Origin of the sequence: Collinsella aerofaciens (genome assembly GCF_018785265.1) — a bacterium.
Lineage (GTDB): Bacteria > Actinomycetota > Coriobacteriia > Coriobacteriales > Coriobacteriaceae > Collinsella > Collinsella aerofaciens_AI.
In genome coordinates, this window is the sequence record NZ_WQPK01000036.1 from 85590 (window position 1) to 101913 (window position 16324).

A 16324-nucleotide genomic window follows, 5' to 3' on the forward strand; every position below is an offset into this window, starting at 1 on the left:
GGTCCTACCTATTGTAACGACCTGCCAAAATAAACCTGTCCCCTTTTGGCAGGTGCGCTAGTATAGGGAACAACAGATTCGATGCGGGAGTGCCGGCGGTGCAAACCACAAGGCTGAGAGGGCATGGGGCCCAATCCTTTGAACCTGTCAGTTAATGCTGGCGTAGGGAGCATGCCGCCTTTACAGGGGCGCTGTCTATGCACAGCGCCCCTTTTCTATGCCAAGGAGGCATGTGCAGTGATTGATTCGGAACAGCTTAAGCAACATATGGTCAAGGCCGTAGAGGAAATTCGCGCCACCAATCCGATGGCCGGCTCCATCACCAACACGGTGACGATCGACTTTGTCGCCAACGCACAGCTCGCCGTGGGCGGATCGGCCGCCATGGTCTATCTGCCCGACGAGGGCGAAGCGCTCGTTGCCGGCGGCGGCGCCATCTATCTCAACATGGGCACGCTCTTCCCCATCTACGAGCAGACAATTCCCCGCGCGGCCAAGGCGGCACACGACGCCGGCAAGCCCTGGGTGCTCGATCCGGTGGGCCTGGGCATCGGTAGCCTGCGCACCCAGTTGGTAAACGAACTCAAGCAGTACAAGCCCGCCATCGTGCGCGGCAACGCCTCCGAGATCATCGCGCTCGCCGGCCTGTGGGGTCTTGAGGGCGAGGCGGCCGATCTGAGCCGCGTGCGCGGTGTCGATACCACCGACACGGTAGACGCTGCCCGCGATGCCGCCGTGGCGCTCGCCCGCTACACCGGCGGCGCCGTTGTGGTCTCGGGCGAAGTCGACCTGATTACCGATGGCACAACCGTGGCCAAGTCCCACGGCGGCAGCCCGCTCATGTCCAAGATCACCGGTTGCGGCTGCTCGCAGGGCGGCGTGCTGGCCGTGTATGCCTGCGCCGCCGACCCGTTTACGGCAGCCATCTGCGGCACCGCGGTCTACAACGTTGCCGGCACGCGTGCCGCCGCTGTCGCCGACGCCCCGGCAAGCTTTAAGGTCGCCTTTATCGACGAGCTCTACCGCGCGAGCGCCCAGGACATCGCCAACAACCAGCTCGAGCTCGAGGAGGCGTAAGCCATGTCCGAGCCCGCAACCAATGCCGGAATGAACACGCTCATCGCCGTGGCCATCGCCCCGTGCGGCACCGGCGACGAGCTGTCCGCCGAGGTCGCCGAGGTCGTACGCGTCATACGCGAGAGCGGCCTTCCCAACCGCACCACCTCGATGTTCACCGAGATCGAGGGCGACTGGGACGAGGTCATGCAGGTCGTGCGCGACGCAACCTTTGTGTTGGCGAGCAAGGGAATCCGCACCGAAGTCGTGCTCAAAGCCGATATTCGACCCGGATTTACCGACACCATGACCGGCAAGCTCGAGCGCATGGAAGCACAGATCAAGAAGCAGGAGGAAGCACGATGAGCATCCGCGACAACCTTGATATCTCGGCCTATCTGGTACTCGGCCCCGAAAACACCCTCGGGCGCCCCGTGGGCGATGTGGTGGCCCAGGCGCTCGACGCAGGCTTTACCTGTATCCAGGTGCGCTCCAAGGTGGCAAGCGCCCGCGAGATCATTGCACTGACCGGCGACGCCGCGCAGGCAATCGCACAGGCTGGCAAGACCGGTCAGGTCGCCCTGTTAATCGACGACCGTCTGGACTGTGTACTCGCCGCGCGCGAGCAGGGCATTGCCGTCGACGGCGTGCACGTAGGCCAGAGCGACATTCCCGTCGAGGTCTGCCGCAAGCTGCTGGGCCCCGATGCCATTGTGGGCCTTTCGGCCCGTTGCGAGGAGATGCTCGAGTACGTCAAGACCGCCGACATGAGCCTGGTCGACTACCTGGGCATCGGCCCGCTCCACGAGACCGAGACCAAGCGCGACTGCGGACGCGCGGCCGACGGCTCTATCATCACCAAGAGCTTTGAGGACCTGGCCGCACTCCACGCGGCAAGCCCCGTGCCCATCGTGGTGGGCGGCGGCGTCAAGACGGCCGACCTGCCGCAGCTCAAGGCCACCGGCGTCGACGGCTTCTTTGTGGTGAGTGCCGTCTGCAGCGCCGATGACCCCTACGCCGCGGCCAAGGAGCTCGTCGACACTTGGCAGCAGGCATAGGCATAAGCCGAGCAGCTGATCCGCAGCCTCACATCTTCAGCAATGGAAAGCGCATCCCAGTTTGGACCTCCATTCCGGGATGCGCTTTCCGCCGAGATGGCGGCAGCGGCCTCTACCCTGCCAGATATGTCTCCAGTGCCGGCAAGGTCGCCTCAGCATCGCGACGACCAATCTGATAGATGCGCTCGAGCTCATCGGGCTCGCGGCACAGCGACGGCACTTTCACCGATTCGCTCGGACGCACCACAAAGATATCGCCGGCGGCCTCACGACGTGCCAAATCATCGAGCGTGGCATTGTAGACCTCATGCCGATGCTCAAGCGCTGCGACAAACTCCGGATAGTGACGGAACACGCGACGCAGCATAGGCATCACGCTGTTGGGCCGCTTCACAAAGCCCGCCGGCTGCGTGAGCACCACGATATTGCGGTCATACCCCTGAGCAAACAGCCATGCACTGGGAATAGAATCAGCCACGCCGCCATCCAGGTACTTGCGGCCCTCAATGGCGACAGGACGCGTCGCCACGGGAATTGCCGACGACGCCCGGATCCACTCGATATCGCGCTCGTCGCCATACGGCAGGTCGTGGTAGACGGCCTTGCCCGTCTCGATATCGGTACACACGCACGTAAATCGCATGGGGCAGGCGCGATACGCCTCCAAGTCGATGGGATCGCGCTCGATAGGCACCTCGTGATAAGCAAAGTCGGCATTGAACATATCGCCGGTTCGCAGCCAGCTGGTCACGCTCGCATAGCGCTTGTCGGCGCAATAGGCCTTGTTATAGCGAATGGCGCGGCCGATCTGGCGCGATTTAAAGTTGTAGCCAAATGCCGCGCCCGCCGAGACGCCCACCATATGGTCGCAGGTCAAACCGTGCTCCATCCAAACGTCGAGCACGCCCGCCGTATACATACCGCGGTAGCCGCCTCCCTCGAGCGCCAGCCCCACCGTGCGCGTCATATTTGACTGTGCCATGCGACCATCTCCGTTCCTGCGTTTTAAACCGGGACAAGTATACCCGTCAACATATATCGTCCCAGTCGCATTTTTATCGAACATCGCATCGTCGCGCTACCGCCTGTCGAATAATAGCCGCCCACAGCATGTGCACCCATATCCCCGCACTCGAGGAAAGCGGCTTTATGGTGACGCTCGACAAGCACATTTGGCAGATTGTGCCCACCGACGGCGATCATGGCCGCAGCACGCAAATCATTTCATCGATGCTCGAAATGGCGCAGTCGCTCCATCTGCCCGTCGTGGTTGAAGGCGTCGAGACAAATGAGCAGGCGAACATGCTACGACAAATGGGCGCCCGCTACGCTCAGGGCTTCCTCTACTACCGCCCCATGCCGGCGAAGAATTTTGAGGCATTGCTCGATGGCGGCAATAACAACTGATACGCTCGCGCGCAAAACGCCGCCGCCGAAGGGGGCATTTGTCCCCATTGGCTAACTTATATCCCCACTTCAAACCAAATTGGGGATATGATACAAACCGTTGTTCCGCCCAAGGAGGTTATCCATCATGAACGAGTCATATCGCCTGGGCGAGCAATCGATTATTGCCTATCTTCAGCGACTTGCGAACGGCGTCTCGACCGCCGAACTCGATGTTGCCGCGCTGCCTGCTGAGCTACGCGCCGTTGGTGAGCAACTGCAAAAGACGCATGCCATCCTGCAACAAGAGCGCCAGCTGCTTGAGCGCAACGCCTATATCGATCCGCTCACCAACTTGGGCAACCGCAACGGATTCGACCGTCACGTCGAGCAACTCTGGCGCAAAGGCGATCCCTTCACCTGCGCCTATATTGACATCGACCATCTCAAGCATTGCAATGATAGGTTTGGCCACGCCGAAGGCAATCGCTATATTCTGGGCATCTGCCGCACGCTCTCCGAAACCATGGAGCACGATGAGATGCTGTTCCGTATCGGTGGAGACGAGTTTGTGCTTATCTCGCTCTCCGCAAACGAGACTGAACTCGAGCAGCGCTTGGAGCAGGTACGTGCCGGGCTGATCGAGGCGAGCTCAGGTGGCAAGGCGCCCATGATCGGCAGCTTTAGCTTTGGCTGCTCGCGCGTCGATCCACTTGCTGGCGACACGCGTCGCCAGATGACGATGGATGCCGATCGCAAGATGTATCGCTATAAGCTTATGCATCGTGTACAGCAACCGAAAGACGATGACGCGCCGCAACGCCCAATCGTCGAACAGCTTCCCTGCAACGACCGGGTGTTCCAAGCGATCTCCATGAGCTCCGAGACGCGCTATCCCTTTATCCTCAATCTCGATACGAGCGAATCGCAATGGTCGGTTAACGCCGTGCGCGATTTTGACCTGCCCTCCCAGCACCCTTTTAACTCACTCGACATGTGGCTCGCCCGCGTTCATCCCGAGGACCGCGACAACGTACGCGCCGAGCTCGACATGGTGATAAACAGCACGTGGCACTTCCACTACATGCAGTATCGCGTAATGGATGCCACCGGAACGTACGTGCTTTGCGACTGCACGGGCTACCGCTTGGACGGCACCGATACCGAGCCCAGCATGTATGTGGGCATTATCGTCAACCGAAGCCTAGCGGATACGACCGACTCGGTAACGGGCCTGGGCGATGTCCACGCACTGGTCAACGCTATTGGAGAGATGCGCCACGTGCCGCACGAGGCAGGCTTTATTGCCATTAAGGTCGACGATATCGCCGAGGTCAATGCTCGCTTTGGATTCGATGCAGGCGACCGCGTGCTCGCCGAAAGCGCCGCCTGCCTCATGGATTGTTCGCGCGGCAAGGGCCGCCTGTTCCGCTCGACGGGGCCGATGTTCGTGGCACTCTTCGATGAGCTCGGCCCCGAGGCGATCGACGAGATCGCAAGCGACATCGAACGGTTCCTGGGTTCTCCCGTGCTCATCGGCTCGCTTGAATATCAGCCGCCCATTCGCGTGGCCACGCTCCATCTGGACGGCGTCGACCGTCAGCCCGTTTCCATTTTGAACGAGCTCAAAGCGTTGCTTAAAGAGGCACCGCAAGTACCGGGCACCAAGCTGGACTAGCGTTGTGGGGCGCGATGTGAAACACAAGCCGTTTCACATCGCGCCCCACGTCATCTACCCTCTCGTGCGATAATCCTCCGCAGAAGTCACCGACAGCAGAGGGAGTTTGTGATGAAGGTTCTTTTGGTCAATGGCAGCCCCAAGGCAAACGGCAACACTGCCCGCGCACTCGCCGAGATCGCAGAGCAACTTGATGCCGAAGGCATTGATACCGAGGTGTTTCAGCTGGGCGCCAAGCCCATTCGCGACTGCATCGGTTGCGGTCAGTGCGGCAAGCTTGGCGGACGCTGCACCTTTGACGACGACGTGGTGAACGAGCTCATCGCTGCAGCCGAGCAGGCAGATGGCTTTGTCTTTGGCTCGCCTGTCTACTACGCGCACCCCAGCGGCCGCATTCTCTCGGCACTCGATCGCGCATTCTATGCCGGCAGCAAAGCCTTTGCACACAAGCCGGGCGCTGCCGTCGCCGTTGCCCGTCGCGGCGGCACGTCGACCACCTTCGACGTGCTCAATAAGTACTTCACCATCAACCAGATGCCCGTGGTTGCTTCCACGTACTGGAACAACGTGTTTGGCGCCATGCCGGGCGAGGCCGCCCAGGACGCCGAGGGCCTGGCCACCATGCGCAACATCGGCAAGAACATGGCCTGGCTCCTGCATTGTATCGAGGCAGGACAGGCCGTCGGCATCGAAGCACCCGAAGCCGATCGCGAGCGCACCAACTTCATCAGGTAGAACGGCGGAACAAATACATGAACGTGCAAATTTTTGGCACCAAGAAGTCCTTCGACACCAAGAAGGCACAGCGTTATTTTAAGGAGCGCCGCATTAAGGTGCAGTTTATCGACCTTAAGGAAAAGGAGATGAGCAAGGGCGAGCTCACGAGCGTGATGCAGGCGGTCGGCGGTATCGACAAGCTGCTCAACCCCAAAGCCAAGGACGAGGAAACGCTCGCACTCATCCAGCACCTCACCTCTAGCCAGCGCTTCGACAAGCTACTCGAGAATCAGCAGGTCTTGGCCGAGCCCATCGTGCGCAACGGCAAAAAGGCCACCGTCGGTTATTGCCCCGATGTATGGGGAGCCTGGGAGTAGCCTGTGTTATTTGCCAGCGCGTGGGTATAAGAGCAGGCGTTTGGCATATGATTCAACTGTAAGCCATGTCTAACAAAGGAGGGCACATGCCCAACAAACCCGTAAAGATCATCATGCTTACCGGCTACCTCGGTGCCGGCAAGACCACATTGCTCAACCACATCCTCGCCAACGACGGCGGCATCCGCGCCGCCGTGATCGTCAACGATATCGGCGAGATCAATGTGGACGCCAGCCTTATCGCCGACGGCGGCCTTTCCGAGACCGACGACCTCATCCCGCTCACCAACGGCTGCATCTGCTGCACGCTTTCGGATGACCTGGCCAACCAGCTGCAGGGCATCGCCGATTCGGGCAACTTCGATTACATCATCATCGAGGCCTCGGGCATTTGCGAGCCCATCCCCATCGCCTACACCATCTCGAGCTTCTGCGACGAGGCCAAGGTGGGCGGCGAGCCTAAGCTCGCGCTCGACAACATCGTGGCCGTGGTCGACTGCGCCCGCATGTACGACGAGTTCAACGGCGGTCGCGACCTACTGGCCGAGGATATCGACGAGGACGACATCGAGAGCCTGCTCATCCAGCAGATCGAGTTCTGCTCCACGCTCATCCTCAACAAGACCGATACCGTGACGCCCGAGCAGATCGCCGAGCTTAAGGCCATCGTGCGCAGCCTGCAGAAGGACGCTGTGATTGTCGAGGCTCAAAACGGCGAGGTCCCCATGGAGGAGCTGCTCGACACCGACCGCTTCGACTTTATGCGCGCCTACAACTCCGCCGCCTGGATCGATGCCATGGAACATCCCGAGGAGCACGACGACCCCGAGGTGCTCGAGTACGACATCGAGACCTTTGTGTACTCGCGCCGCAAGCCGTTTGACCTGCAGAAGTTCACCGATTTTGTTGAGCAGGAGTGGCCCGACGAGGTCATTCGCGTCAAGGGTCCGCTGTGGCAGACCGGCGATCCGGACATGTGCTACATGTTTGAGCAGGCCGGCCACCAGATGCGCCTGATGGAGAACGGCCTGTTTGTCGACTCGGCGCCCGAAGGCGAGAAGCAGAAGATCATCGACGAGAACCCCGAGATCATGCAGATTTGGGACGACGAGACGGGCGACCGTATGACGAGTCTGTGCATCATCGGCCGTCACATGGACAAGGATGCGCTCATCGCTTCCCTCGATGCCTGCCTGACCGACTGGCACCGCGCCTAGGTTTATCCAAGCGGGCATTTTTCTGTCTACGTAACCGCCAAACCACCACGAAGGTGCCTGTCCCCTTCGTGGTGGTTTTTCGTTCTGAGCCAAGGAGATTCATGTTCAACATTGTGCTGTATGCGCCCGAAATCCCGGCCAATACGGGCAATATCGGCCGTACCTGCGTGGTCACCGGCGCCCGTCTACATCTGGTGGAGCCACTGGGCTTTTCGCTCGACGACAAGACAGTACGTCGCGCCGGCCTGGGCTACTGGCAAAACTTGGACGTGACCACCTATGCCGGCTGGGAGGATTTCCTTGCACGCAATGGTCTCTCCCCTGCCGACGAACGCCTGCATCTGCTGACCAAAAAGGCACGCCGCACCTATGCGCAGAGTGCCTACCGCGATGGCGACTACTTGGTCTTTGGCAGCGAGAGCTCGGGCATTCCCGAGCCACTGCTTGCCGCGGCGCCCGAGCGTTGCGAGCGCATCCCGATGCTGCGCGATTGCGACTCACTCGATAACGCCGAAGCTTGGGAAGCTCACGAGGAATCGCTGGGGCATACCGAGGACAGCCACGAGGCCATCCTTCAACAGGACATCTGCGGCAACTTCGTCAACCCTGACGACTACCGCATCAGCGCACTCAACCTCTCCAACAGCGCTGCCATCGTCCTCTACGAAGCTCTCCGCCAGACCGGCTTTGCCGGCATGTGACAAAGGGACAGTCCCTTTGTCACATTCGACCGCCATAGCGTTAAACGTAATTAATCACTTTTAATTTAAATTAACTAGAATAAAATGAAGTTAACCCGAGACGCTAAAGGAGGGCATTGTGGAATACCTCGAAAACCCGTTTACCCCCAGTTTTGGCGAGGTTCCTGCCCATCTCGCTGGCAGACAACAGATTATTCGGGATTTGGACCGCGCCTTCTTGAGCCAGCGTAGGCGCCCAGAATTGACCTCGATCTTCTCAGGCGCGCGTGGAACCGGTAAAACCGCTCTCATGTCGTCGCTCGCGACAAGGGCGGAATCCCACGGCTGGATTGCCGTAAAGACGACCGCGCTCCCGGGAATGCTTGAGGAAATCGAGTTCGGGGCGAAACGTGCTGCCGGCCATCTTATCGACCCGTCTAAGAACTTCGAAGTCACCGGTCTCGGAATTGCACCGCTCGGCAGCATCGAAGTCAATCGCGTTCACGATGCCTCAACCTGGCGTTATCGCATGAGCGACATCATCGACCAGCTCAACGAGGCTGGCACCGGTCTGCTCGTCACAGTTGACGAGGTGGACCCGACACTCGACGAGATGATTCAGCTTGCAGCGACGTATCAGCACTTTGTGACCGATGGGAAACGCGTCGCCCTGCTCATGGCGGGACTTCCCAACAACGTCTCGACGTTGCTGAACCACAAGACGGTCTCGTTCCTTCGCCGCGCCCAACAATATCATCTGGGTCGCATTGCCGACTATGACGTACGCGAGGCCTTGATTCGCACGATCCAGGAAAACGATCGCCTGGCAGATGCTGAGGGAATCGATAGAGCCGTTCGCTCGATCTCTGGTTTTCCCTTCCTATTGCAACTCGTAGGCTACCGTGCCTGGGATCTCACAAGCGATTCGAAGGAAATCTCGTCACGCGACTTTGACCTGGGAATCAAAATCGCGCGCGACGAGATGGACGACCGAATCCTCGCGGCAACCTATAGGGAACTCACTGCAGAGGACAAGCGATTCCTCATCGCCATGCTCGATGACGAGAAAGAGTCCACCACCGCTGACCTTATCGAGCGCCTTAAGCGTTCGCCGCAGCAGGTCTCCCGCTACCGACGCCGCATGATAGATGCCGGCATCATCGGGGAACGAGGACGAGGGCTCGTCGCATTTGAATTGCCATTCTTCCGCGACTATCTCGCGGCTCAATGCGTGAAATAGGCATCAATAAGGCAAAGGGACAGTCCCTTTGTCGCATCGCCTATAGGTAGCGACCGGTGATGCTTACGGGGCAGGCCGCGATGTCACCCGGCGTACCGGCGCAGACGATTTGCCCGCCGGCGTCGCCACCGCCCGGGCCCATGTCGATCACGTAATCGGCGTTGCGGATAAGGTCGAGATCGTGTTCAATCACGATAACCGTGGCGCCTTTGGCAACAAGGCCGTCGAACACACTCAGCAACACCTGAACATCGAGCGGATGTAGTCCGATTGTGGGCTCATCGAACACGAATACGGCGTCGTCCTGCACGCGGCCCATCTCGCTCGCAAGCTTAAGACGCTGCGCCTCGCCGCCCGAGAGCGCCGGCGTGGGCTCACCAAGCGTGAGATAGCCCAAGCCCAGGCCGTGCAAGGTCTGCAAACGCGTCTGAACTTTCTTGAGCCCCACCGTGGCGTCGAGGGCCTCATCCACACTCATGTCCATGAGCTGCGGCAACGTAAGCAGACTCCCGTCCTTGCCCTCGCGATGGATATGCGAAGCCGCGTCTGCATAACGAGAACCGCGACATGCCGGACAGACGATCTCGACGTCGGGCAAAAACTGCACGTCGAGCGATATCGAGCCCGTGCCATCGCACGTAGGGCAGCGCAAGGCGCCGGTGTTGTAGCTAAAGGCGCCCGCCTTGTAACCGGCTGCCTTGGCCTCGGGCGTACGGGCGAAGGCGCGGCGCAGCTCATCATGGATGTCGGCATAGGTCGCCACCGTCGAGCGCACGTTGGCACCGATGGGCGTGGCGTCAATCAGGTTGGCACGCGCAATGCCCTCGGCATCGACCCAACGCACGTGCCCCGGCAGACGCTCGCCAGCTGCCTGCGCCTTAAGTGCCGGGATGAGCGTCTCGAGCACGAGCGTCGTCTTACCCGAACCCGAAACACCCGTAACCGCGACCAAGCGACCGCGCGGGATATCGACTTCGAGCGGCTTGACGGTATGGATGGCATCGGTCGCCACACGGATATGGCCCTGGTCGAACATTTCGTCGTCAGTCACCTGTGGGCGCAAGCGCTTGGACTCTGCGCGCAAAAACGGGGCGATGCGGCTGCTTTGCGATTGTTCGACCTCGTCTACCGTACCAGCGGCGATCACATTGCCGCCGCCTGCTCCGGCAACGGGGCCCATCTCGACCAGATAGTCGGCTTCCGCCAGTACGCGCGTGTCGTGGTCGACAACAACCACGGTGTTGCCGTCATCCACCAGATCGCGCATCACGCCCACCAAGCCGTCGACATTGGCAGGATGCAGGCCGATCGAAGGCTCGTCCAGCACATAAAGCACGCCCGTCGACCGGTTGCGCACCACGCGGGCAAGCTGCACGCGCTGGCGCTCACCCGTGGAGAGTGTGGCACCAGCGCGGTCGAGTGAAAGGTAATCGAGACCCAGGTCGACCAGACGACGGGCCACGCTCAAAAACGAATCGCAGATATCCGTCGCCATGGGCCGCATCTCGGGCGGCAAGGATGCGGGCACCCCGCGCATCCACTCAATCGCCTCACCCAGCGTCATGGCCGCGGCCTGCGCCAGATTGATACCGCGCACCTGGGGCTGGCGTGCAGCCTCGGAGAGACGCGTGCCACCGCAATCGCGGCATGCTCCCTCGCGCAAAAAGCGTGCAACGCGTTTGAGACCCTTATCGTCTTTGACCTTTGCGAGTGCGTTCTCGACGGTATAGACGGCGTTGTAATAGGTGAAGTCGAGCGGCGTGGCGCCCTCGCCGTTTTTGGGAACGTAGAGAATGTGCTTCTTAACCGCCGGACCATGAAACACGATGTCGCGCTCTTGAGGCGTGAGCTGGTTAAACGGCACGTCGGTGCGCACGCCCATCTCGCCAGCCACCTGCTTCATCAGATCCCACATGAGCGTACCCCAGGGAAGCACCGCACCCTCGTTGATAGTCTTTGACTCGTCGGGCACCAGACTCGCCTCGTCCACCTCGCGCATGACACCGGTGCCGCCACAGGTGGGGCACGCACCGCCGCTATTGAAAGCCAAATCCTCGGCACTCGGCGCGTAGAACTCGCGACCGCACGCAGGGCACGTGAGCGACAGGCCCGCAGCCACGTTAAGGCTCGGCTCCACACGCGCCCCGCAGTGCGGGCACACGTGATGGGCACAGCGGCTAAAGAGCAGGCGCAGGCTGTTGTTGAGCTCGGTCATGGTGCCAAAGGTGGAACGCACGCCCGGCACGCTGGGGCGCTGATGCAATGCGAGCGCCGCCGGTACGTGCAGCACCTCGTCCACCTGGGCGTGCTCGGCCTGTGTCAGACGACGGCGGGTATAGGTGCTGAGCGCCTCCAGGTAACGGCGCGAGCCCTCGGCATAAAGAACCCCCAGCGCCAGCGAGCTCTTGCCCGAACCCGACACGCCGGCAATACCCACGAGCTTTCCCAGCGGAATATCGATATCGATGTCTTTGAGGTTATGGACACGCGCGCCACGCACCTCGATAGCCTGCGGGCTCATCTTCTGTTCCGTCACCTTTATCACCCTACTCATGCCATAAAACTCGATTGCGAATGTACTCGCCCAGCATGGGCACGGTAAGCCGGACGAGGCCGTATCCAGCAGCCTCGATGACGCGCTCGCGAATCAGGCTTGCGCGATATTTGCTCGCCCAGCTCTGGGTACGATCACAACGCTCAATGATGTCCGCCATGCGCGTCGGTTTGTTCTCGTCAACCGCCATAGCCTCGATAAAAAGGCGCTGTGGACTGCGCAGCCCGTAATACAAGGGAGAGTCCACTGCTTCATAGAACTCGGAGACGGCATCCGCATGGCCATCCTCGACATCACGCCTTTCAATGGCCTGCGAGCCACGTCGGACAGCAGAGCGCCACATGTAATAGCCCACCAGCTGAACCATATAGGGATGCCCCATGCTCTTGCGTGCCGCAAGGTCCGCCGTCTCCGCGTCAACGTAAAGACCAGCGTCTTTGACCGTCTGGATATATGAATCGCGCACCTTGGGCAAAGAAATCGCCCCCAGCGTACGCTGCTGGGCACGGCGCAAAAACGTCACGCTCGGCTCTTCGAGCAAGTCATCAACCATACTGGGCAATCCAGCGAACACCAGCGCAAGACCGCGCTGGTCGCTATCGGGCAATCCCGTAGCATCCTGATCTCCGAGCACTTGCTGATAGAGAACGGCAAGAGCCGCCAGCTCCTCGATAGACGCAGACTGCGCCTCGTCAATCGCAAACAGTATGCCCTTGCCTGGACCGAGCTTCTTGAGGCGCTCGTTGACCAGCCCTCGTAACGTCTCGCCCTTTGCTCGCGCCGCCTCGACCGACATCCGGCCAAACGACGGCCCGAACTCCATTGACGTCACAACGGGTTTATTCGAGCGAAGCGCGTCGGCTAAGCGGTCGCATAAGCCAAGCGAAGCGGAATCAGAGATAACCGACCATCCGCGCTCGCTGGCTAGACGTTGCAGCTCCCGCAGGAGAACCGTTTTGCCGCAGCCGCGGTTTCCCGTAATGAGCATGAGCCTACCCGGCGCTCCGGCGCCGTTATCGAGCCCTTCCTCAAAATCTTCGACGACCGACTCTCGACCGATGAGCATCGGAGGCCGCTTGCCTGCCGTTGGCTTAAAGGGATTTGGATTCATGTCGGCCTCCTCGGATCGGTAAACCCTGGTAACAGTTATACCAACTTATACCGAGTTATACCAATTAAATGCGGTAAAGAGTCTGGCCCTCTATCACCTATGGCCGAAAAACTCGGCGTCTGCTGCTCGCCAGGGGCGGAAGGTGGCGGGATCGACCTTTACGTGAGCTGCGGCGGGTACGTCGTACCATTTGACCGTGTAGCCGGCGCCGTGAGAGCAAAAGACCGAGTCGGGCGTGTTGGGCAGATCGGCCTCGGGCTCATAGGCGGCCGTCTCGATGACGCGCTCGGCATCATGACAAGCCGCATAGCCGGCAAACTCTAGGTACAGATGACCGCGGCCGCTTGTGTAGGCAGCTACCTCCAGGGCATAGTCCTGCACCTCGGATGCCGGCACGCGACCCACAAGCTTCGCCCGGTCCCCCGCCATCGCCGGCGGCTCGTACTCAGCGCCCATGCGCGTGGCATCCGAGAGCGCCCGGCCCACGCACTCCCCCGGCACCTCGAGCTCAAAGCGATACCACGGCTCCAGCAGCACCGCCGCGCCGGCCTCACGCGCCTGCATCAAACCCTGGCGAATCGCGCGGTACGTGGCCTGGCGAAAGTCGCCGCCCTCGGTGTGTTTGGCATGCGCACGGCCACCTGTGAGCGTAATGCGTACATCGGTGATGGGCGAGCCGGTCAGCACGCCCAGGTGATCGCGCTCCATTGCGTTAGTAAGTGCCAGACGCTGCCAGTTAAGATCGAGCTCGTCGGTCGAGGTCACGGTGCCAAACTGCACGCCCGAACCCGCTGGCAACGGCTCCAGGCTCAGATGCACCTCGGCATAATGGCGCAGTGGCTCAAAGTGCCCCACGCCCTCGACCGGCTGCGAAATAGTCTCCTTATAGAGAATGCCGCCAGACTCAAAATCAATCGAAAGGCCAAAGCGATCTGCCAACACCCGCTGCACGACCTCGAGCTGCACGGCGCCCATCAGCTGCAGGTGAATCTGCTCCAGATGCGTATTCCAGCTTACGCCGAGCATGGGATCTTCGTCCGCCAACTCAGTCAGCGCTTTGAACACCGCATGGACATCGTGTTCGCCCGGAAGCACCGTATAGGTGAGGACCGGCGCAATGACAGGCGCATCGCCCGCAGGCTCCGCGCCCAGGGCATCCCCCGGGCGAACGTGCGCAAGACCCGTCACGGCACAAATACCGCCAGCAGCAACTTCTTGGGCAAGCTCATACTTCTCCCCGTTATAGATGCGTACCTGATCGACCTTCTGCTCCCATGCCTCGGCACCGGAACGTCCGCCAATCATCTGCTTGGCATGCAGCGTGCCGCCGGTCACTTTAACCCATGCCAAGCGCTCGCCGCGATCCCCGCGGCTGACACGATAGACGCGCGCGGCAAACTCCGGGAGCCACGCCTGTTCACGCATCAGCGCGCATATACCATCCAGCAGCTCGTCCACGCCCCGGTCCTTGAGCGCCGAGCCGGCAAAGCAGGGAAAGAGCTTGCGCTCGGCAACCATGCGCGACAGCGTTGCGACGGAAAGCTCACCCGCTTCAAGAAACTCCTCGAGCGCCGCCTCGTCCAACGCAGCAGCGTCCTCCTGAACGGCACCGCCCGCCAACAGTTCGCTGGCATCCAGGCAGCCTTCGGAAAGACGCTGCCCAAGCTGTGCCAGCAAAACATCGCGGCCGGGATTCTCCAAATCGATCTTGTTGATAAAGATGAACGTCGGGATGTCATAGCGCGCAAGCAGGCGCCACAGGGTTTCGGTGTGCCCCTGTACGCCATCGTTGGCGCCTACCACCAGAATCGCGTAGTCCAGGGCACGCAGCGTGCGCTCCGCCTCGGCAGAAAAATCGACATGGCCGGGAGCGTCCACGAGCATAACGTGGGTGTCACCATGGTCGAGCACAGCCTGCGACGAGAAGATCGTGATACCGCGCTCACGCTCAATCTCGTTCGTATCCAGATGCGAGTCGCCATCGTCAACGCGGCCGCGCTTGCGAATGCGGCCCGCGTTAAACAGCATGGCCTCGGCCAACGTGGTCTTGCCGGCATCGACATGCGCCAAGATTCCAACGACCGCTTGCTTCGACATGGCTCTCCTTTTATTACAAGCCCATCGCACGCGGCAACGGGCGTTCACGCTCCACACTGGATGATACAATTTACGGGCCGGCGGGCGAAGCGGGCCCTATCCCCCGACCGAGCTCATCGCCCTGCGTTGCCGCGCGGCGATTTTCGTAGGTTCGTGCCTTGCGAAAGCCGGCTTGCAAAACAGTGCAGCGAACGAAAATGGCCCCACCCGAGGCCATTTTCGTTCGCACGAATTATTGACATGAGCCCTCGCTCTTATGCCTCGCGCAGCCAGTCAAACGCGACACGCGCCGTGCCGTCGGACACATAGACGATACCGGCGCGCTCAAAGCCGGCCTTTATGATGGCACCCTGCATGGGCAGGTTGTCCTGATGCGTGTCGATGCGCAGGTGATCGGCACGCTCCTTGGCAAAGGCAAACATCGCAGCCGTGATACCGTGCACGGTGCCATCGGATGCTACACGGTGCAGCACGGCGTACGGAGCGTCGCTACGCCATTGACCGTCCTCAATTACGTCATAGCACTCGTCCGGGCCCTGTAAAAATGCAAACGTCGCCACCACGCGACCGTCGACTTCACACACATAGCTGCCACCGGCAGCGATATCGGCAGCCAGCTGCTCGGCAGAAGGCGTGCCCTCGGGCCACTGCGTGGCGTTGCCATGCGCGCGCATAAAGGCGCGGGCGGCGTCATAGATGGCCATGACGGCGGGAATGTCAGTATCGAGGGTTTTTCTGATCATCACGCGGCGACCTCACGTTTATTGGTATCACTTTGGTTGAGCAATGATACCAGCGTTTGGAGAGAGGCGCGAAGCAGATGGGAAGCAAAAAGCGAGCCGCCTGGTCAAAGGCCAAAAGCGAGTTTTTGGGCGCTGCTACCGGCGGCGATATGAGCGACCTGTTTGCGCGCGAGGACGAGCGCCGCGACGCCCTGGACGCCGAGCGCGATGAAGCCTGGCGTTACAAGTCGTGCGAACGCAAAAACCGTTACGACACACGCGCCGAGGCCGAGGCAGTTATGGCCGACTGCGAAAACCGCGGGCGGCGTGGTTTGGCCTGCTACAAATGCGAATACTGCGGCGGCTGGCACCTGACGTCGCACCCTTGGAATTAGGCGCCACATCGGCACGGCACTGACGGAGCGCCAGCC

16 protein-coding genes and 1 riboswitch are annotated in these 16324 nt (G+C 60.7%); of the genes, 11 read left to right on the forward strand and 5 right to left on the reverse strand.

Annotation, left to right across the window (positions count from 1 at the left end; translation table 11 throughout):
• Positions 1-75 precede the first annotated feature (75 nt).
• A riboswitch (TPP riboswitch) is annotated at positions 76-186 on the forward strand.
• Between the two features lie 51 nt (positions 187-237).
• The 3 genes from thiM to GPK42_RS06255 are packed head-to-tail and all read left to right on the forward strand — an operon-like array spanning position 238 to position 2114.
• On the forward strand, positions 238-1077 hold the full coding sequence (thiM, locus tag GPK42_RS06245) for a hydroxyethylthiazole kinase (RefSeq protein ID WP_271741844.1): 840 nt from the start codon (positions 238-240) through the stop codon (positions 1075-1077).
• Between the two features lie 3 nt (positions 1078-1080).
• Positions 1081-1422, forward strand: a complete 342-nt coding sequence (locus tag GPK42_RS06250) for a thiamine-binding protein (protein WP_006234516.1) — start codon at positions 1081-1083, stop codon at positions 1420-1422.
• Positions 1419-2114 carry a thiamine phosphate synthase gene (locus GPK42_RS06255; protein WP_006234517.1) on the forward strand — a complete coding sequence of 232 codons (696 nt, stop codon included), beginning with the start codon at positions 1419-1421 and terminating at the stop codon, positions 2112-2114. The genes GPK42_RS06250 and GPK42_RS06255 overlap by 4 nt, the downstream gene beginning before the upstream one ends.
• A gap of 112 nt (positions 2115-2226) precedes the next feature.
• On the opposite strand, the gene GPK42_RS06260 is transcribed toward GPK42_RS06255, so the two are convergent.
• Positions 2227-3096, reverse strand: a complete 870-nt coding sequence (locus GPK42_RS06260) for a patatin-like phospholipase family protein (protein WP_215694260.1) — start codon at positions 3094-3096, stop codon at positions 2227-2229.
• 167 nt (positions 3097-3263) lie between these two features.
• Between GPK42_RS06260 and GPK42_RS06265 the strand changes: the two genes are divergently transcribed.
• From GPK42_RS06265 to GPK42_RS06295, 7 genes are all read left to right on the forward strand, one after another.
• Positions 3264-3521, forward strand: coding sequence for an EAL domain-containing protein (locus tag GPK42_RS06265; protein ID WP_215694262.1), 258 nt, complete (start codon positions 3264-3266; stop codon positions 3519-3521).
• Positions 3522-3648: 127 nt separating this feature from the next.
• Positions 3649-5178: a diguanylate cyclase domain-containing protein gene (locus tag GPK42_RS06270; protein WP_215694264.1), complete on the forward strand. Its 1530-nt coding sequence runs from the start codon at positions 3649-3651 to the stop codon at positions 5176-5178.
• Between the two features lie 111 nt (positions 5179-5289).
• Positions 5290-5913, forward strand: coding sequence for a flavodoxin family protein (locus tag GPK42_RS06275; protein ID WP_215694266.1), 624 nt, complete (start codon positions 5290-5292; stop codon positions 5911-5913).
• A 17-nt stretch (positions 5914-5930) separates the two neighbouring features.
• A complete protein-coding gene (locus GPK42_RS06280) occupies positions 5931-6272 on the forward strand; it encodes an arsenate reductase family protein (RefSeq protein ID WP_161115304.1) in 342 nt (113 codons plus the stop codon).
• An 86-nt stretch (positions 6273-6358) separates the two neighbouring features.
• Positions 6359-7489: a GTP-binding protein gene (locus GPK42_RS06285; protein WP_215694268.1), complete on the forward strand. Its 1131-nt coding sequence runs from the start codon at positions 6359-6361 to the stop codon at positions 7487-7489.
• A gap of 101 nt (positions 7490-7590) precedes the next feature.
• Positions 7591-8190 carry a tRNA (cytidine(34)-2'-O)-methyltransferase gene (locus tag GPK42_RS06290; protein WP_215694269.1) on the forward strand — a complete coding sequence of 200 codons (600 nt, stop codon included), beginning with the start codon at positions 7591-7593 and terminating at the stop codon, positions 8188-8190.
• 118 nt (positions 8191-8308) lie between these two features.
• Positions 8309-9409, forward strand: a complete 1101-nt coding sequence (locus GPK42_RS06295; RefSeq protein ID WP_338404341.1) for an ATP-binding protein — start codon at positions 8309-8311, stop codon at positions 9407-9409.
• A 40-nt stretch (positions 9410-9449) separates the two neighbouring features.
• Here the strand turns inward: GPK42_RS06295 and GPK42_RS06300 are convergent, their stop codons facing one another.
• The 4 genes from GPK42_RS06300 to GPK42_RS06315 all read right to left on the reverse strand — a co-directional run bounded on the left by GPK42_RS06300 (position 9450) and on the right by GPK42_RS06315 (position 15914).
• Positions 9450-11963, reverse strand: coding sequence for an excinuclease ABC subunit UvrA (locus GPK42_RS06300; RefSeq protein WP_215694271.1), 2514 nt, complete (start codon positions 11961-11963; stop codon positions 9450-9452).
• Positions 11956-13074, reverse strand: coding sequence for an AAA family ATPase (locus tag GPK42_RS06305; protein WP_215694273.1), 1119 nt, complete (start codon positions 13072-13074; stop codon positions 11956-11958). The genes GPK42_RS06300 and GPK42_RS06305 overlap by 8 nt, the downstream gene beginning before the upstream one ends.
• Before the next feature lie 93 nt (positions 13075-13167).
• The gene (locus tag GPK42_RS06310) at positions 13168-15171 is read right to left on the reverse strand and encodes a GTP-binding protein (RefSeq protein ID WP_215694275.1); all 2004 of its coding nucleotides are present in this window, start codon (positions 15169-15171) and stop codon (positions 13168-13170) included.
• A 254-nt stretch (positions 15172-15425) separates the two neighbouring features.
• Positions 15426-15914 (reverse strand): GNAT family N-acetyltransferase, encoded by a 489-nt coding sequence (locus GPK42_RS06315; RefSeq protein WP_215694277.1) that lies wholly within the window; start codon positions 15912-15914, stop codon positions 15426-15428.
• Positions 15915-15991: 77 nt separating this feature from the next.
• Between GPK42_RS06315 and GPK42_RS06320 the strand changes: the two genes are divergently transcribed.
• Positions 15992-16288 (forward strand): hypothetical protein, encoded by a 297-nt coding sequence (locus tag GPK42_RS06320; RefSeq protein ID WP_215694279.1) that lies wholly within the window; start codon positions 15992-15994, stop codon positions 16286-16288.
• Positions 16289-16324: the final 36 nt, after the last annotated feature.